This is a genomic window from Agrobacterium larrymoorei, assembly GCF_005145045.1.
In the GTDB taxonomy this organism is placed as follows: Bacteria; Pseudomonadota; Alphaproteobacteria; order Rhizobiales; family Rhizobiaceae; genus Agrobacterium; species Agrobacterium larrymoorei.
In genome coordinates, this window is record NZ_CP039692.1 from 22,864 (window position 1) to 41,445 (window position 18,582).

Consider the following 18,582-nt stretch of genomic DNA (forward strand, 5'->3'; position numbering starts at 1 on the left):
TCACCGAATAGTATCTGACGAGCTCATTGTGAGGCTTTTTTACGGGCGGCATAGGCCCATGGCATCAGGGCATCGATGTCTTTGGCGAGGTGGCCGTTTGCGAGGCGGGTGAAGAGGTCGCACAGATATGCGTAGGGCTCAACGCCGTTCATTTTACAAGTGCCGATCAGGCTAGCAAACCGGGCCCAATTACGGCCCCCTTCGTCGTGCCCGGCAAAGAGCGCATTGCGGCGGTTCATGGCCGGTCGACGGATCGCGTTTTCCACGAGGTTGGAGTCGATATCGATGTGGCCGTCGTCCAAGAACAGCCGAAAGCCATCCTGTCGTTTCAGCATGTAGGCCAAGGCAATGCCGAGATCGGATTTGCGTGAGACGCGCGCAGCCTGGGCTGCCAGCCAGGTGAAGAACTCGTCCACCAGCGGAAGAGACAGGTCCCGTCGAACCGCCCGGCGATGTTGGGGATCTGAGCCCCGGATACTGTCTTCGATCTTGTAGAGCGCGGCGATGCGCACCAGCGCCGCCTCGACAATGGGCGATCCGCTCTTCGGCGTGGCCTTGATCAGCTTTCTGCGCCCGTGTGCCCAGCAGAAAGCCAGTTTCAAGGGATCGCCACCCGTCCGGTCCGACGTGGCGAGGTGAGAGTAACCACCGTAGGCATCGACCTGGATCGTGCCGTTGAACCCGTTGAGGATTTCAGCGGCATATTCGCCTTTACGTCCAGGCCGATAATGGAACACCACGCCCGGCGGCGCAGAGCCATTCCATCCACGATCGTCGCGCAGCACGGCCCAGAGATAACCCGTCTTCGTCTTGCCTCGTCCCGGATCCAGAACCGGGGCGGTGGTCTCGTCGACATAGAGCCGCATGCTTTCCCTCAGCAGCCGTTTGGCCATATGGTCGACCACCGGTGCGATTTCGCTGCCCGTGCGCCCCATCCAATCGGAAAGGACCGTGCGGTCTATCGGCACCCCGTGTCGCGCCATGACCTCAGCTTGCCGGTTGAGCGGCATATGTTCGGAATGCTTGGCGACAGCAATCTCCGCCAGAAGGGCTTCAGTCGGCCAGCTTGTCTCCAGAAGATGCGCGGGCGCTCTGGCCTGGATGATGCCCGTTCGACCCTTGGGGCATGCGTATTTCGGGCGGATCGTGACGATCACCTCGTAGCGCGCCGGGATCCGGTCGAGCCGTTCCGTCCGGTCCTCGCCGATCCGCACCATGTTGCCGCAACCGCAAGGACAAACGATGCTTTCGGGCTCGATCACGCGCTCGACCCGCGGCAGGTGTTCAGGCAGTGCACGGGCCTTACGCTCCTTGCGAGAAACGGCCTTGTCAGGATCGCCAGGCTTTTCGGGATCATCTGCGCTTGCTTCGATCTTCTGCTCGACGGCGGCGATCCGTGCCTGTGTTTCGGCGATCGCCGTTTCAAGGTCTTCCAGCGCCAGTTCCATTTGCGCCGGATCGAGCTTTTCCGATTTCGGCCCGAACTTCGTGCGCCGATAGTCGTGAACCTGACCCTCAAGCCTCTCGATCAGCTCCTTCAACTCACCGATGAACGCATCCTTTTCGGCAACGACCGCCTGCTCATGCTGACGTGCAGCACGCTCGACCGACAGCTCGAACTGCATCGCGGCAAACGCCTTCACCACCTCTGGCGGAAGGTCCGGAAACAGGCTGAGATCAATAGGTTGCGACATGCCGCCTTATAGCAAAACAGCATAAAAAAGCCAAACAAAACAATGCAAAGACGGCCGGATATTCACCCTGCGGCCGATGGCACGGTTACCCGTTGCGCCATCACCCGCCGCCAGTCAAGACCTTCGAACAAAGCCTCATATTGCCCCCTGGAAAGACGCATCGTCCCATCCTGAACCTTGGGCCAGGCAAAGCTTCCATGTTCAAGAATTTTGTAAGTCAGCACCATTCCTGTGCCATCCCACACCAGGATCTTCAGGCGGTCCCCGCGTTTTGACCGAAAGATCACCGTCACCCCGGAATGCGGGTTCAGCTTCAATTCGGTCTGCACCATCAGAGCCAGCGCCTGATGCCCACAGCGGAAGTCAACCGGACGGGTTGCGATCAGGATCGGCAGTCGTTGGCCCGCGACGATCATGACGCTCCTCGCACAGCGCGAACCAGAGCGGCGACCCGTTCAACGGGCACATCGTCAGGAACCCGCATCACAACGTCTGAGCCGATCTGCAGCATCAAACCTTGCTCCCTGGGCCCGTCGGAGACCATCTTCGGAAGTGACAAACAATTGACAGGCTCAGGTGGCTCGGCAGCGATTGAAAGAGGAACGAATGGCGGCTCGGCACCATCGTGCTCCGACCGCGTCGTTGCCGCCGCAAAAGGCAGCGCCAGATTGCCGTCGCGCGCTTGACGTCGCCAATCGGAAAGCTGGTTTGCTATAACACCGTGACGGCGCGCAACATCCACAACACGAGCACCAGGCTCAAAACTCTCCGCCACGATCCGCGCCTTCACGTCATCCGGCCACCGCCGGTTACCCCGCCGCGGCTCAACGACCTCATAACGACCAACAAATCCATCATCCATAATTCAACTTCCAGATACGCCTGGAAGCCTTTTCGCATGACCAATCATGCTCAGAAACCAGCGGACCCAATGGGACGGAGACGGCGCTTACCGACCAACAGCACGATCGAGGCCAAGTTGCGCGCACTCGGAACTGTAAATGACCTCTTCATGCGGACACCGTAGCGCTCTGCTTCGCCGTCGGGAAAGGCTACAACAGTGACCATGAAACCATCCTTTTTGAGGGTTTTAAAAGCGCGCTGAAATATCTCACCTCCCATTGTGTCGAGCACGACGTCAACGTCGCATGCGGCGTCTTCAAAGGGTTCGGTCGTGTAGTCGATGAATTCGTCAGCGCCAAGAGCGCGGACGAACTCCTCGTTGCGACCCGAAGCGACAGCTATGACGTACGCTCCCCTAGCTTTGGCAAACTGCACGGCAAGAGAACCGACCCCGCCCGAACTGTTGGTGATTAGAAGACGTTGTCCCGCAGAAAGTCCTGCTTCGTCGAACAGTGCCTGCCATGCTGTGGATCCCGCCAGGGGAAGAGCCGCTGCGTGGATGGCGTCGATATTGTCAGGCATTCGTACGACATTGATTGCTTTGGCAACCGCATATTCAGCGAAGGCACCCGTATGTACCATGCTTAAGATGGTCTCACCCAGCTGAAAATTGTCGACACCAGCGCCAAGCTTCTCGATCGTCCCGACAAGTTCCCCCCCAAGATGGATCGGCAGGGTCATTCCCATGCGCTGCCCCATGCCACCGCGAATTTTCCAGTCTACAGGGTTCACGCCCGCCGCAAGGACTCGCACCAGAATCTCGCCTTCATTCGGCTCTGGTCGATCCACCTCAGCGATTTCCACCACATCGCTCGAACCATACTCTCGGATAATAGCAGCTCTCATCGTTTTCTCCCAAATGTTGATCTGCTCTGTTATACAGGCGTATTTTCCCGATGTGATGCCAATCCACATCGAACACTGGCCATTCATATGCACCCGTCTTTCACCATCCATCGCATCAACAAGTCGAGCGGTTCAGCCCTGCCGTTACATTCCCATGATGAAGCGCAACTCACTTATGCTGCGTCGGGTATGATCCAGCTCCATACAGGTGAAGGGGTCTGGCTTGTGCCTCCTCAACTTGCGGCGTGGATTCCGGCAGGCGTTCCGCATCGCCTTGATATCATGACGGACGCCGAACTTTGGATGGTGAATTGGCGACCAACTGCAATCGCAACATGGGCCCCTCCAAACTTTCCCGATAGGGCCTTTGCATCCAGACTGACGCCATTGCTTCGCTCCTTGCTTGCCGCGGCTATCGAAGACGACCCCGCGACGGTGAAAGCAGAGCTGATGGTGAGGCTGATACTTCTCGAGTTAAGCGCCGTGTCGGATGCGCCGACGTACCTCCCAATGCCTCAAAGCCCCGTGGCAAAGCGGGTCGCCGAGATCGCTCTTGGCGATCATCGTAATAGCATGGACTTGACCGAGTTAGCATCACGCGCTGCGACCTCTGGTCGCACGATAAGCCGCCTGTTCCCGGCTGAGACAGGAATGACGCTCAAAGCCTGGAGGCAACGAGCGCGGATTGTTAGAACGATGGAGCAACTCGCTCGAGGTAAGTCAGTTGCCGAGGTGGCGAGTGACGCAGGCTTCTCAAGCACTGCTGCGTTTTCCTTCGCGTTCAGGCAAGTGACCGGAACAACACCCAGCGCATTCCTCTGCGGGCCTGAACATTACGAGCAGTTGGCGTGAGTGTTCTGTGTCTGATGGAGGCTCTTCTAGACTGACAGCCATTCCTGGCCAAGGTAAGCCGCCGACCTGCAAGCGAAATGTCAGCGACCAAGAATGGCAGGGAATTCTGTCTTGAGGCGCAGCTACGAAATCTGACCTCAGGAACTCTCAGTATCGTAAACTGAAAGATCGGGAGCTTTTTGTTCGCCCGCAAGGAGCTTCGAAGCAATCTTATTCACACCCGGCTTGCTCGCCAAATTGAGAGCGCCATGAAGCAGGGTAATGCCCAGTTTGCTGTGCGGGTTCATCATTCGAGGAGCGATTTTGGGCACGCCTTGTCCTTTTTCGACCATTGGCCGCATGGCTCTTTCATAGGCTTCTAGAGCGGTAGGTGTATCAGAATGCCTGTGAAGCTCATTTGCGAGAACATAGGCACCGGTGACTGCAAGCGTTGCACCAATACCGGCAATCGGTGTCGCGCACCATGCAGCGTCTCCCGTCAAAACAACGCGGCCTCTTGACCAGTTGGGCATTCTGACCTGACGAAGAACATCGAAATAGAAGTCCTCTGCCCGCTGCAATCCCTTAAGCACGCGATCAGCTTGCCATCCGGCGTCGCGGAAGCGCTCCCTCAGAAATGTCTTCTGTTTTTCCACGCTCCATTCATGCTCGCCGCTCGGGGGCTGCTGTACGGAAAGCATACATCGGGTGGTCCCTACCATGTCAGGACGTAGAGAGATGCTTCGTCCCTCCGTCGTGTTGTACCAACGCCACCGCTGATCATCTTCGGCTTCTCTTGGAATTGTGAAATATGCAATCGTCAAATCCATCCAGCGCGGATTGTTCTCGTCTAGAAAGATCAAATCGCGGGTTGACGACCCAACACCCTCAGCGACAATGACTATATCGTATTCTTCTGTCGCTCCGCTCGAAAAGGTTACGATGACCGCTTTGTCTGTGTCATCTATGCCCGCGACTGAGTCACCGAAACGAAACGTCGCTTTTTCGCGAGCAGAGTTATAGATTAGCCGCGCCAGGTCGCCTCGGAGGATTTCCATTTCAGCGGTTGGACCATCCTGATCGAGATCATCAGTGATGAACTCGGCGACAGTTTTACCCTCCTCGTCCACCCAGGCCGTACCGATCTCGCCGGTTCCGTGGTCGAGAGCCGTCTGTTCAAGATTCATCTTTTGAAGGACTTCACGGCCCACACCCCGGATATCGACGTTCTGCCCTCCATCTCGAAACTGCGGAGCCTTCTCGACGACAGTGACATCGTAGGCGAAACGGCCAAGCCACCATGCTGTGGTATTTCCAGCGATGCTGGCACCGGTGATAAGAACGCGTGCGGCCATAAACGATGATCTCCCTTTCGCGAAAAGAACATCACTTCTGATATATTTGTTCCGGTCTTATCTCTCGAAATTTGCGATCAGACGCTGAAACAGGGTGATCATCAACTCTGATTCTATCCTCGAAAAGCCTTCCAAGCCCTGCCGATTGGTCTCGACCAACACGTCACGTCCGATGGCTGCGGCTTCGTTTCCCTTCCCAGTCAGCTCTACCATAGCGGCCCGGCGGTCACTTTCCGAAGCGGTCCGGAAGATCAATCCCATCGCTTCGAGCTTATCGAGGAGAGCGACCATCGCAGGCTGCTTGATGGCAGATGAGCGCACGATGTCGCGCTGAAGCATCGGCCCTTTCCACGACAAAAGAAGAACGGGGCCAATCAGAGCCATGGACAAACCATGAGGGCGAAGAGCATTGTCTACCAGCCTATTGAAAACCCTGGCCGTATGGTTTGCTAAGTATCCCGGTGCGACAGCTGCTTCTGGATGAATGTCTTCGTGTTGGTTCGGCATGACTTTTCCTACGCCACTCTAACATAGACTGCTAGCCTTAAACCGGGAAATGTAGACAGGACCCTAGAGCACCGTCATGCGCTTCACTCCGTGCACATCGGGTTCGGCTCGCGCGAGAAATTTGTACTCTTGATGGAACCGAACCGGGGTTGGCGCGTGGTCGCAATGCGAGATCATCGACGTTCTAAAGAGTTGAGGAGCGGCTGCACGTCCACTCCTTCTAGTTTTTTTTCAGAGCAGCCGCAGGCCTAAAACTCCGACGCACCATGGAGATGAAGCTGGCGATCAAAGAAACCTTTCGCTTTGCTTTTTACGGATACGCAGTTGCGCCATCTGGCTTACAAGTCACCTTGCGCTCCCAGTAAACATAGTCATCCTTCTGGAGCAGCTTTTCGTCAATCTCGATGCCCCAGCCTGGACGATCCGGGCGAAGCTCCATATGCCCGTCCCTTGGCATGTAGGGATCGAGCGCCCACGGCGCATGTACATGCGGCTTGAACTCGAGCACCTGAAAATTGGGCTGCGCCGCACAGAAATGCACATTAACGGCGGTGGCCAGCGGTCCCATCGGATTGTGAGGAGCCACGGTGACGTAGTGCGCTTCTGCGATTGTCGCGATACGTCGCATTTCTGAGACGCCCCCAACGACGCAAATGTCAGGCTGGATGATGTCCGCGCCTTGATTAGAAAGGAGGTTAAGAAATTCGAAGCGATTATAGAGCGACTCGCCTGTGGCCAGCGGCACGTTTACCTTGGACTTCAATTCCTTCCATGCCGGTATATGCTCCGGACGGATCGGTTCTTCGTAGAAAAGTGGATCGTTCGGCGCTATGGCGGCAGCAAGCTGAACAGCCTTGTAGGGCTCAAAAATTTTGGCATGCGCATCGAAAGCAAATTCGAAATGCGAGGGCGTGATCTCACGAATGCGACTGAACCAGTCTCCCGTTTCCTTTACGAGCTCTCCCCATCGGCCTGAATGAAGGTCGCGGCGGTAGGGGCTGAGTTTGAAGGCCGTGTAGCCATAGTCTTCGTTAAGCTGGAGCGTCTGCTCAAGCACTTGCTCAGGGTCGGGCGCGGTATAGACGCCGCAATAAATGCGGACGCGGTCGCGAACGCTACCGCCGAGCAGCATGTAGACCGGGAGCCCTGCAGCCTTGCCAGCAATATCCCACAAAGCGTGATCGATTGCGGAAATCGCGGCAAGACCGAGCGCTCCGGGAGGAAAGCGGCATTGCTGGTTCAGCTTTAGAACGAGATATTCAACGCGCCGTGGATCTTCGTTTTCGATCTGGTGGAAAAGGTAATCGAGCAGTGGAGGCAGCGCCCAGTCGGGACCGTGGTTGTAGCACTCGCCCCAACCCGAAATGCCTTCGCTTGTTTCTATTTTGAGAAGCAGGCGCGGACGATCGTCCACTCGCTGCATGTAAGTTTTGATACCGGTAATATACACGCTTCTTCTCCAATCAGGCCGCCAGGGCCTCAGCCTTGACGCGATCAACGATTGCTCGAAGCGCCTGACGCTCCTCACCATTCAGCGACACAACACCTGGTAGGCGCACGGGGCCCACATCGCTGCCAAGCATCCCAAGAGCTTCCTTGACGACCGTAACATTGGCGCCGTTGTTATATTTCGTACGCAGTGCCTCAAACCCTGCAATCGCATCGATCAACGCTCGTGCACCGCCGAAATCGCCGTTTTCCAAAGCGCGATGAATGGCGTGAGAGCGCTCCGGGAAGACGTTTACGAGACCTGAGGTAAATCCGCGCGCACCCATGGCGTAGAAGGCGGGCGCCCAGCCTTCAGCCAGACCACAAACCCAGATCGCTGGCGCATCCAGTGTAGAACGAATAACCTCCGACAAAAGCATCAGGTTGGGTGAGGCGAATTTAATACCCGCAATGTTGGGATGGAGGGCAAGTCTGCGAAAATCGGCGACAGAAAACGCATCGCTACGCACATATGCGATAACAGGGACGGTTGAAAAATCGGCGAGTTCAAGGAAGTAGCCGGCTTGGTATGACGGCCCTGCGAAAGGATCCATCGGGTGGTGGCCCATGATCGCATCGGCACCCGCGGCAATCGCGTCTTTCGCCAGCGCCTTCGCCTCCGTCAGCGACCGCCCGACAGCTGCACTGACGAGTGAGTTTCCAGCGGCAGCCTCAATGGTGACTGCGTGGACTTTACGCACTTCATCCATGGTAAGGGTGAAGAACTCGCCGGTATTGCCCGCCGCCATCAGATTATGCACCTTGGCACTCGCGAGTGCCTTGATGAGATTCGTCAATTTCGTGGTATCGACCGAGCCGTCATGCTCATATGGTGTCACCGGCACACCAGAAATCCCGGTCAGCGCGTTTCTCACGGTCTGGAGTTTGTCACTCACGTCAGATTTCTCCCTCTTTCTTGAAAATAATGCTGAGATACGTGTCGCCCGAACGAACGACGTGGTCGCGCATTGTGCGCTCTGCCCTGTCGGCATCGCCTGCTACAATTGCCTCTGCGATCGCCACATGCTCATCAAGCGCCTTCTGTCGTTCATTCGGATCTAGATGGATGACCCGGCGAATGCTGGCATCGTAGAACTGTTGGCGCTCAATCAGTTTAGCGAGATAACCGCATTGCGACGCCCGATGAATATGATCATGAAAGCTTTCATTGAGAGCGATCAACCCGTCGGCGTCTCCTGATGCAGTCGCCTCCCTCATGCGGTTGGCTATCGCCTGAATCTCCACCCTGCCCTTTTCGTCTACGCGCTTGGCAGCCAGATGCGCGATCATCGATTCCAGTGCGGCACGCGCCAGAATCATTTCCTCCGCCCAGGAACTGCTGAACTTTACGACGACACCTCTGCGTGGAAGGGCTTCAACGAGACCTTCGGTTTCCAACTGACGCAATGCCTCCTTGATCGGGGTCGTACTAACTCCGAACTGCTCCGCGAGATTGCGTTCATTGATCTTCTGTCCCGTCGCAAATCGACCGGAAATGATCGCGCTGCGCATTGCACGGTGGACGTGATCGCGCACCGTGACCTGGAAACCGGCGTCGATCTTCTCAAAGTCGGCCTTGGTTGTAGGAGACTGGTTATCAAAAGCCATTTTCCGAAAATCCGTTGACGAGGATCGATTTGTGTGAAACTTGATATATCAGATTTGAAATCCATGTCGATATCGAAAATTCGATTTGGTGAGGTTGAGGAGCCTTGGGAGGCTGATATGAAGACGCTCACACGCGCATATTTAACATGCGCAATCGCCACTGCGGCATTAAATCCCCTTCAGGCCGCTACTCCGAAAGATGAGTTGGTGATTGCCATCTCGATGACGAGTATGCGCGGCTTGGACCCGCATGAAATCAATCAGCTGGAAGCTGCCGAAGTTGTTGCGAATTTGTACGATCGTCTGATCGCGCTGCCTGCGGACAACATCACGGATCCCCAGCCATCGCTGGCCGAGAGTTGGACGATTTCTGGCGATGGAAGGACTTTTACGTTCAAGATACGTGACGGCGCGCGTTTCCATTCCGGCAATCCGGTCACGGCGCGGGATGTGGAATGGTCGCTACACAGGCTGGTTAAGCTCGGACTGGCGCCGTCTACGGATTTGCGTCAGTGGGGCTTTACTGCGAAGAACGTCGATCAGCTCATTCGGGCAACCGATGACTGGACACTCGTTCTGGAAACACCAGAGGTCTGGAACTCGAACCTCATACTCTATTCACTGGCCAGCTTTTCCACCTCGATCGTCGACAGCAAATTCCTTGCCAGCAAAGAGAAGAATGGTGACTGGGCCCGCAACTATCTCCAGACTGCAGATGCTGGCTCCGGACCCTTCGCGCTCATCACTTGGCGCTCTAACCAGCTCCTGATCGCTGATGCGTTCAAGGATTACTGGAAAGGAGTACCCGCCATGAAACGCGTGTATCTGGGCCACGTACCGGAATCGTCTGCGCAACGTCTGCAGATCGATGCAGGGGATGTCGACGTCGCCACTCGCCTCTCATCAACGGACCTTGCCGGTCTTGAACGGGATGGCAAAGTTACAGTGCAAAAGGTTCCGGGTTTCGGTTTCTATTACCTCGCCCTGAACCAGAAGGACGAGATCCTTTCGAACCCGAAAGTGCGAGAGGCGTTTCGATACCTCATCGACTATGACGGTCTCGCCGGTTCGGTGATGAAATATTACGGCATTAAGCAGCAGACCATTATTCCGGCAGGCCTGCCGGGTGCCTCCACGGAAATGCCCTATAAGCTGGACATCGACAAGGCGAAGCAGTTGCTTGCGGAAGCGGGGTATCCAGACGGGTTCTCAAAGGTCTATTTTGCGCAGCCCGGCACACCGGAATCTGAAGTCGGCATCTCACTGCAAAACAGCGCCGCAAAGGCAGGCGTCAAGCTCGATCTGCAAATCGGCGACCAGATCGGAAAGTTTCGATCCCGACAATTTCAATTGTTCTCGTCGCGAACGGGCGAGCGCCTCCCCGATCCCCATGCCGTCCTTCAATCCTATGCAACGAATGCCAACAACGCTGACGACGCCAAACTGGCAGGACTGGTCGCATGGCGCTCTGCCTGGGACGTGCCCAAAGACATTCAGGACATGGTCAAGGCGGCAGCGCACGAGACCAACCAGAACAAACGCGAAGAGCTATATACGCGGATCAACGAGGCCTATCTCCGATCTTCGCCGGCGCTCGTCACATCATTCCAACGCACCGACCCGAAAGCCGTTCGCAACGAGGTGAAAGGCTACGTCGGGCATCCGACATGGCTCACCCGGTGGGATACCGTGACCAAGGGCGAGTGACGATATAACTTCAAGGACAGTGGTATGAGCATTACCCAGACCTCCGATGCCCAGCCGATCCGGAAATCCCGGTTCCCAAAGGCTGCAGGCAAGATCGCGACATCTTTCGTCGTCATCCTGACGACACTCCTCGGCCTGATGATGATCACCTTCACAGTCGGCCGGATGGTCCCGGCTGACCCTGTAATCGCCGTCATCGGCGACCAAGCCGATCAGGCGACCTATGACCGTGTCTATAAGGAAATGGGTCTGGACAGGCCCATCTATGTGCAGTTCGGTCACTATTTAAGTGATGTGGTGCAACTGGATTTTGGCCAGTCGATCATCACCAAGCAGGACGTGTCGAAGGACCTCGCGCGGGTATTCCCCGCGACCATCGAACTGGCGACATTGGCTATAATCTTCGGTGCCGGTCTCGGTATCCCACTAGGCGTCATCGCGGCGGTGCGCAAGGGGACATGGGTGGATCACCTTGCCCGCGTCGTCGGTCTGTTGGGTTATTCCACTCCGATCTTCTGGCTGGGTACCATCGTCATCCTCGTCTTCTACGCCTATCTCGGAGCAATTCCGCCGGGCGGGCGTATTTATCTGTACGACGAAGGAATAGTGCAGGCTCGAACCAACTTCATCCTGATCGATTCTGCGCTGGGCGGTCACTGGGGCGTATTCTGGAGCGCACTCCACCATATCATCGCCCCGGCAATCATTCTTGGCTATGCTTCTATGGCCTATATCAGCCGTATGACGCGTAGCTTCATGCTCGAGCAGCTTCGTCAGGAATATATATTGACGGCGCGGGCCAAAGGCCTCGGGCAAAGACCCATTGTCTGGCGACACGCCTTTCGCAATATCCGCGTTCAGTTGCTGACAATCATCGCACTTGCCTATTGCGGCCTCCTTGACGGCACCGTGCTGATCGAAACCGTTTTCGCGTGGCCGGGGCTCGGATCTTATCTCACATCGGCGCTCTTCTTCGCTGATATGAACGCCGTGCTCGGCAGTGTGCTGCTGATCGGCATCATCTCGATTGCCATCAACCTGCTCTCCGACATCGTCTACCGCTTTATCGATCCGAGGACCCGCTAATGGCCAAGTCCGGTACTTTATCAAACCTGCATAACTGGCTCATCAGCGAAGACTTCACGTCAACGCGACAGGCGCGCCTGCACAGTGCCTATCTTGGCTGGCTGAGCCTCGTTGCAAATCCTCTCGCTCTGGCCGGGTTCGCAATCGTCGTTCTGCTCGTCGTCGTTGCCGCGCTGGCACCGGTGATTGCTGTTCACGATCCCTTCGTGCAGGACTTCGCAATAGCGCTGAACGCTCCGTCTTCCGCACATTGGTTTGGAACCGATGAGTTCGGTCGCGATGTCTTCTCCCGTCTGGTTTTCGGTGCACGCACCACTCTTTACATCACCATTCTGGTGACCGTAATCGTCGCACCGATAGGCTTCGTGATTGGCGCGACGGCGGGGTATCTCGGCGGTTGGGTGGATGTCGTTCTGATGCGCATAACCGACATCTTCCTCTCCTTTCCAAGCCTTGTTCTCGCGCTGGCTTTTTCGGCGGCACTCGGCCCCGGCATCGAAAACGCGGTGATTGCCATCGCGCTCACGGTCTGGCCGCCGATTGCCCGTCTCGCACGCGCTGAAACCCTGACTTTCCGACAGGCCGACTTCGTCGTTGCCGCCGAACTTCAAGGCGCGGGTGTAGGACGGATTTTGCTACGGCACATCGTTCCGCTCTGCGCACCGTCGATCATCGTGCGCCTCACCCTCAACATGTCCAGTATTATCCTGACCGCCGCAGGCCTCGGATTCCTTGGTCTCGGCGCCCAACCACCGATGGCAGAGTGGGGAGCGATGGCTGCTTCCGGTCGCCAGTATCTTCTCGATGCCTGGTGGCTGACGACGGTTCCAGGCATTGCTATCCTGACCGTAAGCCTTGCTTTCAATCTGCTCGGCGACGGGCTTCGCGACATCATGGATCCCCGTAATGGCTAACTCATCCGACACGATTTTGACGGTCGAAAACATGTCCGTCCAATTTCCAACGCTCTCCGGCGTCACCACGGCTGTAAGGGATGTGTCCTTCACCGTCGGTCGGGAGAAGATCGGCATCATTGGCGAATCCGGCTCCGGCAAGAGCACGACAGGCCGCGCCATCATGCGCCTTCAGCCGCCTCAGGCGATCGTGAAGGCCAACCGCATGCAGTTCGAAGATGTCGATCTGCTAACGGCAAGCGAAGGGGAGATGCGATCCATTCGTGGACGCCGCATAGCGATGATCCTGCAGGACCCGAAATATTCGCTGAACCCGGTTATGACGGTTGGCGAGCAAATTTCGGAAACGGTGATTCTGCACGAGAACGCCACATCGCAGGAGGCGCGCAGACGCACCCTCGCCATGCTAGAGCGTGTCAACATACGCGACCCGGAAAGGGTCTTCGACCTTTATCCGCATGAAGTTTCTGGCGGAATGGGCCAACGCATCATGATCTCGATGATGCTCATCTCCCAGCCATCGCTGATCATCGCCGACGAGCCGACTTCAGCACTCGATGTGACGGTGCGACAGCAAGTCCTGTCTATCCTTGATGACCTCGTGGTTGAACGCAACATCGGCCTGATCTTCATCAGCCACGACCTCAACCTCGTGCGCAGCTTCTGCGACCGTGTCATCATCATGTACGCCGGCCGTGTTGTCGAAACGATTGCTGCGGCCAACCTCGATCAGGCCCAACATCCCTACACGCGCGGTCTGCTGAACGCACTTCCAAGCCTCGACCACCCCAGAGACAGGCTCGAAGTCCTGCGTCGCGACCCTGCATGGCTGGAGAACTGAGAATGTCCATGATCAAAACCGAAAATCTTGCTGTCTCCTATGGCCGCGGCGAAACAGCGCTTAAGGTCGTAAAGGACGTTTCCTTCGAAGTCAAAAAAGGCGAGACCTTTGGTCTTGTCGGCGAGAGCGGCTGCGGCAAGTCCACCATTCTGGGCGCACTTGCCGGGCGAAACAAGCAATGGACAGGATCAATCGAGATCGACGGTGAAACGATCGCCCAAAAGCGCACCAGCTCTCAGCTTGCGAAGCAGCAACTGGTGTTCCAGGATCCGTTCGGCTCCATCCATCCGCGACACACGATCGGTCGCACCCTGCTGGAACCCTTGGAAATCCATGGCAAGGACCGACGGCAGGAGCGCATCGAGAAGGTGCTGACCGATGTCGGCCTTCCGTTAAATTTCCGATACCGCTATCCGCACCAGCTTTCTGGCGGCCAGCGGCAGCGAGTGGCGATCGCCCGGGCTCTGATCCTAGAGCCGAAAATCCTCCTGCTGGACGAACCGACATCAGCGCTCGACGTGTCCATTCAGGCAGAAATCCTCAATCTGCTCAAGGATCTGCGGGAGCGCGGGAAGCTGACTTATATCCTGGTCAGCCACGATCTCGCGGTGGTCACGCATCTTTGTGACCGTGTTGCGATCATGCAGAACGGCGAGTTTGTTGAGATTGCGACAAGACAACAGTTGCTCGAAAACACGGTACAGCATTCTTACACGCGCATACTCATGGAAGGCAGTCGTGGGTATGTGACGACAAGGCAAAAGCCCATAATTGCGCTGCGTTAGGCTGCCAGCAGCCGCAGTCTTGCGGCGTCCTTGAGCGGCGGCAGGCCAAACTGCCGGGCGTACTCCCGACTAAACTGATTGGGACTTTCATACCCTACGTCGAATGCCACCGATGTCGCCGTGCCTTCCCCTGACAGCAGCAGGGAACGCGCATGCAGAAGACGGACATTCTTCTGGTACTGGATAGGGCTGAGCGCTGTTACCGCTTTGAAGTGGCGATGGAATGCGGACACGCTAAGTGCGGTCATCTTTGCCAGTTCCTCAACTCGGAGAGACTTCGCAAAGTTTTCCCGGATCCACCGAACAGCATCGGCGACGCGTGAGAGAGGCGTCTCCGGCATTGCAATGTCTCGGAGCATCCAGCCGAGCGGCCCCCGCAGAACACGGAACAAGATTTCACGCTCGTAGACAGGTGCCAGAGCGGCGACCTCGTCAGGACGGTCCAACAAACGAAGCATGCGTACCCAGGCATCGAGCAGTTCGGGAGTTATTGGAGCCACCGAAAATCCCGAATCGTAGGGGGTTCCGCCGGTAAGCTTTGGCAAGTCAGCGATAAGATTCGCAACGATGGCCGGATCGAGCGTAAGGCTGATAGCGAGGTAGGGTCGGCCAAGTTCATCCGGATGGACCGAACCCACGGCCGGCAGGTCGACCGACATTACAAAATAGGTGGCCGGATCATAGTGAAATGTCCGGTCCCCAACCGTCATGCATTTCGATCCCGTCAGGATCAGATTGACCATCGGTTCGTAGACGGCTGCTAACTGATGCTCCGGGATCTCTCCCTGTACCATCGCCACACGAGGTATCCCGGTTTCAGTTCGGCGGTTCTCCGCTCGTGCGGCGAGATGTCGGAGTTCTTCCAGCTGTTGTTCCATGAGAGGGACGATGGCACGTGCAGGAAGCTCGAACAAGAGGAAAGCAGAAATAGGCAATGATCGAGGAGGATCGGGTGAGCGGTGCTTGGCTCCCGCGGTTATCAAATCATCATCCGCATCGGACATTGGAGAGTTGTCATGAAGATCGTTATTGTCACCGGCGGGAGCCGCGGGATCGGCGCCGCCACGGCGCGAATGTGCGCAGCGAAGGGCATGGGCGTCATCCTGACCTACAACACGAATCCTGAGGCCGCGAACGACGTCGTGGCTTCGATAAATGAGATCGGCGGCGTTGCGGTCGCCCTAAATCTGGATGTCTCGCAGATCCATTCGTTCGCGGCCTTCCGCAAGGAGGTAGAGAAAGTGCTCCAAGCAACGTTCGGCCGCGGCGACTTTGACTTCCTGGTCAACAATGCCGGATACGGGATGTTCACGCCGCTCGCGGACGTGACCGAGGACCAGTTCGATGGTCTGTTCAATGTGCACCTGAAGGGACCGTTCTTTCTCACGCAGACCCTTCTGCCTCTGATGGCCGATGGCGGGCATATCGTGAACATGACGAGCGCGACCACCCGCGTCGCTTTCGCCGGAGTAGCTCCATACGCGTCCTTCAAAGGCGGCCTCGCGGTAATGACCCGATACCTGGCCAAGGAACTCGGTGGACGACAGATCCGGTCAAACTCCGTTTCTCCAGGGCCGATCCGAACAGAACTCGGTGGCGGGTTGAACGAGGAATTCGAATCGAAGCTTGCGCCTATGGCGTCGCTGGGAGGCGTCGGCGAGCCCGATGAGGTTGGAAGTGTGGTCGCCAGTCTCCTGGCTGACGAGAACCGCTGGATCAACGCACAGGACATCGAAGTTTCCGGCGGCTATGTGATCTGAAGGCGAACAGCGATGCTTGATCATATCTTTCTGACGGTTCTGGAAACGGAACGCTCCATCGAGTTCTACAGCAGAACACTTAGGCCCCTCGGGATCACCCAGCGACACGACTACGATGGAAAGGACGGCCCCGTCGGCCATCCCGACCTTAAAGGCTTCGGTGCAAGCGGACGGATGTTCTTTTGGCTGCGGCAAGGCGCGCCCTCGCCTGGGGCGGTTCATGTCGGCTTTGTCGCGAACTCAGAAGCGGCGGTTGCCGCCGCCTATGACGCGGCGACTGCCGCGGGCGCTACGTCGATCCATGCGCCCGGACCGCAGCTTCACTATGACCCGCGCTACTTCGCGGCACAGGTCCGCGATCTTGATGGCTACACCTTGGAGTTCGTCTTCAAGAGCTGGCAGCACGAAAGGTGACGATCAAGGAGGGACAGGCTGACTTCCACGCCGTGGCCGCACGTCTGATCAATGCGACGAACGCTTTCGATACCGACGCGGTGTCGGCTTTGTTCACTCCGGACGCGGTGATCGATGATCCGTCCACCGGAGAACGTTTCGACGGGCACGATGGCATCCGCGACTACGTCGAGCGGTTCTTCGTGGGATATCAGACCGTGACACGTCTCCTGACGGTGGAGGCGTTCGGCCCACGCAGCGCGCGCCTTCGTGTCGATTTCACAGGTGACTTCGGTCATGAGGTTGGACGGCTCGATATAAAGTTAACCTGCGAGGGGTTGATCGAGCGCATCGACGCCGACCTCGAATAGCTGGCAATCAATGCTCAGATAGGCGGCGGGTCGAGATCTGGAAGGTGATGTTCGTCCTGGCTGCCGCACGCCCGTCGACGTGTTGGGTGCTGATGTGCACTCACCATCGGACAAACATCTGTCTCTGTCTTGTAGCTCCTCGTTGTTTAAACGGAAGCACGAGGCGTCTTCCGCCGCCCGACATAAAATTTTTGCACAGGTCATCGCGCACCCAATCGATGATAGAGGCTCAATGAAGTCGGCCAACCGCGGGTCCAGCCTTAGCAACACCTTTCTTGACGCAGAGTTTCAACGTTCAGCGCTTTACCTCCAGCAAATCTTCAGCGAGATGGGTTCCGCCAGTTATGGGAAATTCTAATGGCGCGCGACTTCCGCGAGCCCGGTTTCACGAAAGGGAGCAAGGACCCCGAAACCGCAGGGCTAATCGCGGACCACCGGATCTACGTTGATAAGCCTGACTGGAAGAGCCGTGAGGTGATTAAGTCTCAGGGACCCTTGTGGTAGCGCGGTTAATGTAGTCAATCAGGGCACGAGCGGCTACAAACGATTTGACAGTCTCGTCTATCAGACTGGGCGACATCAACAGCTCGTCTGAAATGTTGTGACATGCGCCAAAGTTCTTGAGGTTGAAGAAATCGAGCGCATCGTGGTTTTTCACAAACCCGTTGCCACTGATGTCATGACCGTCGGTCAGACCGTTCGGGAAGTATTTCTGAAATAGCGGTCCTTCAACGATAGTGCGCCATTTTCCGGTGTGGCTCGCGATCGTTTGCCTCAAAATATGTGCAAGGCGAGGTGGAAGTAATAATGCGCCGCCTCCGCTGTAAGAACAGCTGGGCGAAATCTGCATAAAGTAGCTTGCAGCAGCGTTCTTTGATAGCGAAACGCGCATAGCGATCAACCCTATCCCGCTCGAGATCGGCGCTCTGGCCAAACACTTTCTCGGGTCGATGTTCACTTTCGCTACACGAGGGTCTATCAAACCGGCCCTTGCAATCAGCTGCGATGTGAATTCGATCAGGTTGGCCCGCGCGCGACCAATTTGAGCCTTATTGCCGGCCAGCCAATTCTCACCGTGGTCGCCGGAAGCTTCCGACAGAATTTTCAAAGTCGATTGGTCGATCATTTCCGTTCCGTATGCAGCAGCAGTGGTTTCGCGCTCAAATGAGCTGCGGAACGTAAAGGGAACAAAAATGTGTTCGATGTGTGATGTTCGTGAGACTGCAATACTGGGACACTATTTATCGCGTTAGACCGGATCGAACGTAACGAGCGCGCTGTGGCTTCTAGTCATTTGGATCTGAAGAGGCGTCGTAGACTTTGAGCAACGAGGTCGTTTAGCTATTGCCTTTCCAACATGTACTTTTCCGGGGAAACGCTTTAGATCGGGAAACGTCATATGTGTCGTGGTGCAACGATGACAAGCTACACCCATCAAGCCACAAGTGTTACCGCAGAACCGCAGCCTCAAATCGGAGGCTGCTAGACCAGGC

At 56.6% G+C, this 18,582-nt stretch carries 20 protein-coding genes; 9 read left to right on the top strand and 11 right to left on the bottom strand.

Annotated features, from left to right (window positions below):
• Positions 1 to 23: 23 nt before the first annotated feature.
• The 4 genes from tnpC to CFBP5473_RS14500 form a co-directional block, all read right to left on the bottom strand.
• Complete coding sequence (tnpC, locus tag CFBP5473_RS14485) at positions 24 to 1,694, bottom strand: IS66 family transposase (protein ID WP_027677260.1); 1,671 nt, start codon at positions 1,692 to 1,694, stop codon at positions 24 to 26.
• 62 nt (positions 1,695 to 1,756) lie between these two features.
• Positions 1,757 to 2,110, bottom strand: a complete 354-nt coding sequence (gene tnpB, locus CFBP5473_RS14490) for an IS66 family insertion sequence element accessory protein TnpB (protein WP_027677259.1) — start codon at positions 2,108 to 2,110, stop codon at positions 1,757 to 1,759.
• Complete coding sequence (tnpA, locus tag CFBP5473_RS14495; protein WP_027677258.1) at positions 2,107 to 2,559, bottom strand: IS66-like element accessory protein TnpA; 453 nt, start codon at positions 2,557 to 2,559, stop codon at positions 2,107 to 2,109. The genes tnpB and tnpA overlap by 4 nt, the downstream gene beginning before the upstream one ends.
• Before the next feature lie 47 nt (positions 2,560 to 2,606).
• On the bottom strand, positions 2,607 to 3,443 hold the full coding sequence (locus CFBP5473_RS14500) for an NADP-dependent oxidoreductase (protein WP_084631862.1): 837 nt from the start codon (positions 3,441 to 3,443) through the stop codon (positions 2,607 to 2,609).
• A gap of 87 nt (positions 3,444 to 3,530) precedes the next feature.
• On the opposite strand from CFBP5473_RS14500, the gene CFBP5473_RS14505 reads away from it, so the two are divergent.
• Positions 3,531 to 4,295 carry an AraC family transcriptional regulator gene (locus CFBP5473_RS14505; RefSeq protein WP_136954382.1) on the top strand — a complete coding sequence of 255 codons (765 nt, stop codon included), beginning with the start codon at positions 3,531 to 3,533 and terminating at the stop codon, positions 4,293 to 4,295.
• A 137-nt stretch (positions 4,296 to 4,432) separates the two neighbouring features.
• On the opposite strand, the gene CFBP5473_RS14510 is transcribed toward CFBP5473_RS14505, so the two are convergent.
• The 5 genes from CFBP5473_RS14510 to CFBP5473_RS14530 all read right to left on the bottom strand — a co-directional run bounded on the left by CFBP5473_RS14510 (position 4,433) and on the right by CFBP5473_RS14530 (position 9,232).
• On the bottom strand, positions 4,433 to 5,629 hold the full coding sequence (locus tag CFBP5473_RS14510; RefSeq protein WP_027677187.1) for an FAD-dependent monooxygenase: 1,197 nt from the start codon (positions 5,627 to 5,629) through the stop codon (positions 4,433 to 4,435).
• A gap of 57 nt (positions 5,630 to 5,686) precedes the next feature.
• Complete coding sequence (locus tag CFBP5473_RS14515; protein WP_027677188.1) at positions 5,687 to 6,136, bottom strand: MarR family winged helix-turn-helix transcriptional regulator; 450 nt, start codon at positions 6,134 to 6,136, stop codon at positions 5,687 to 5,689.
• 310 nt (positions 6,137 to 6,446) lie between these two features.
• A complete protein-coding gene (locus tag CFBP5473_RS14520; RefSeq protein WP_027677189.1) occupies positions 6,447 to 7,586 on the bottom strand; it encodes a mandelate racemase/muconate lactonizing enzyme family protein in 1,140 nt (379 codons plus the stop codon).
• 13 nt (positions 7,587 to 7,599) lie between these two features.
• The gene (locus CFBP5473_RS14525; protein ID WP_027677190.1) at positions 7,600 to 8,520 is read right to left on the bottom strand and encodes a dihydrodipicolinate synthase family protein; all 921 of its coding nucleotides are present in this window, start codon (positions 8,518 to 8,520) and stop codon (positions 7,600 to 7,602) included.
• Position 8,521: 1 nt separating this feature from the next.
• On the bottom strand, positions 8,522 to 9,232 hold the full coding sequence (locus CFBP5473_RS14530; protein ID WP_051441440.1) for a GntR family transcriptional regulator: 711 nt from the start codon (positions 9,230 to 9,232) through the stop codon (positions 8,522 to 8,524).
• 117 nt (positions 9,233 to 9,349) lie between these two features.
• Here CFBP5473_RS14530 and CFBP5473_RS14535 point away from each other — a divergent pair, with 117 nt between their 5' ends.
• From CFBP5473_RS14535 to CFBP5473_RS14555, 5 genes are read left to right on the top strand one after another with little or no spacing between them, the layout of a single operon-like run.
• The gene (locus CFBP5473_RS14535) at positions 9,350 to 10,939 is read left to right on the top strand and encodes an ABC transporter substrate-binding protein (RefSeq protein WP_027677192.1); all 1,590 of its coding nucleotides are present in this window, start codon (positions 9,350 to 9,352) and stop codon (positions 10,937 to 10,939) included.
• A 24-nt stretch (positions 10,940 to 10,963) separates the two neighbouring features.
• Entirely contained in the window at positions 10,964 to 12,025 is a 1,062-nt protein-coding gene (locus tag CFBP5473_RS14540; RefSeq protein ID WP_037171879.1) for an ABC transporter permease, read from the top strand.
• Positions 12,025 to 12,939 (top strand): ABC transporter permease, encoded by a 915-nt coding sequence (locus CFBP5473_RS14545; RefSeq protein WP_027677194.1) that lies wholly within the window; start codon positions 12,025 to 12,027, stop codon positions 12,937 to 12,939. Before CFBP5473_RS14540 ends, CFBP5473_RS14545 begins: the two co-directional genes overlap by 1 nt.
• Complete coding sequence (locus tag CFBP5473_RS14550; protein ID WP_027677195.1) at positions 12,932 to 13,780, top strand: ABC transporter ATP-binding protein; 849 nt, start codon at positions 12,932 to 12,934, stop codon at positions 13,778 to 13,780. Before CFBP5473_RS14545 ends, CFBP5473_RS14550 begins: the two co-directional genes overlap by 8 nt.
• A 2-nt stretch (positions 13,781 to 13,782) precedes the next feature.
• Positions 13,783 to 14,565 (top strand): ABC transporter ATP-binding protein, encoded by a 783-nt coding sequence (locus CFBP5473_RS14555; RefSeq protein ID WP_027677196.1) that lies wholly within the window; start codon positions 13,783 to 13,785, stop codon positions 14,563 to 14,565.
• Here CFBP5473_RS14555 and CFBP5473_RS14560 read toward each other — a convergent pair.
• Entirely contained in the window at positions 14,562 to 15,443 is an 882-nt protein-coding gene (locus CFBP5473_RS14560; protein WP_027677197.1) for an AraC family transcriptional regulator, read from the bottom strand. The two genes, CFBP5473_RS14555 and CFBP5473_RS14560, sit on opposite strands and share 4 nt — an antisense overlap.
• Before the next feature lie 138 nt (positions 15,444 to 15,581).
• Here CFBP5473_RS14560 and CFBP5473_RS14565 point away from each other — a divergent pair, with 138 nt between their 5' ends.
• Genes CFBP5473_RS14565 through CFBP5473_RS14575 form a run of 3 tightly spaced genes read left to right on the top strand, consistent with a single transcriptional unit; the run spans position 15,582 to position 17,089 of the window.
• The gene (locus CFBP5473_RS14565; RefSeq protein ID WP_027677198.1) at positions 15,582 to 16,325 is read left to right on the top strand and encodes an SDR family NAD(P)-dependent oxidoreductase; all 744 of its coding nucleotides are present in this window, start codon (positions 15,582 to 15,584) and stop codon (positions 16,323 to 16,325) included.
• Between the two features lie 12 nt (positions 16,326 to 16,337).
• Positions 16,338 to 16,739, top strand: a complete 402-nt coding sequence (locus CFBP5473_RS14570; RefSeq protein WP_027677199.1) for a VOC family protein — start codon at positions 16,338 to 16,340, stop codon at positions 16,737 to 16,739.
• Entirely contained in the window at positions 16,736 to 17,089 is a 354-nt protein-coding gene (locus CFBP5473_RS14575; RefSeq protein ID WP_234881825.1) for a YybH family protein, read from the top strand. Before CFBP5473_RS14570 ends, CFBP5473_RS14575 begins: the two co-directional genes overlap by 4 nt.
• A 478-nt stretch (positions 17,090 to 17,567) precedes the next feature.
• Here the strand turns inward: CFBP5473_RS14575 and CFBP5473_RS14580 are convergent, their stop codons facing one another.
• Positions 17,568 to 18,215 (bottom strand): DUF2461 family protein, encoded by a 648-nt coding sequence (locus CFBP5473_RS14580; RefSeq protein ID WP_027677202.1) that lies wholly within the window; start codon positions 18,213 to 18,215, stop codon positions 17,568 to 17,570.
• Positions 18,216 to 18,582 lie beyond the last annotated feature (367 nt).